This is a genomic window from Bacteroides sp. AF39-11AC, from assembly GCF_003474285.1.
Taxonomy (GTDB): domain Bacteria; phylum Bacteroidota; class Bacteroidia; order Bacteroidales; family Bacteroidaceae; genus Bacteroides.
Genome location: NZ_QROH01000008.1, coordinates 383,154 through 383,388 on the forward strand (window position 1 = coordinate 383,154; position 235 = coordinate 383,388).

General features: G+C 46.8%; 1 protein-coding gene. It reads right to left on the reverse strand.

Going from position 1 to position 235, the window contains the following annotated elements; genetic code table 11:
* Nucleotides 1-235 (reverse strand): hypothetical protein (locus DW036_RS25590; protein ID WP_369906807.1); only part of this gene is annotated, 235 nt, incomplete at both ends.

The window sequence follows — 235 nt, forward strand, 5'->3', positions numbered from 1 at the left end:
AATAGGAGTTTCCACGGTTTCAAATCGCCCCCAAGAACTCGTTTTAGCTCCTTCCCAATCAGGCTTTACAGGCAATTCTTTCCCATCCTCCTCACAGGTACGTGTCATTACTATTGGAGCATACTGACTATCATACCATTCTCGGGCTACTGATACGGTGAGTTCGTCCGTAGGCGAATTATCGTCGTGCAGCATTTGTTCTGTACAGGCTAACAACGTACCCAACACACCTATG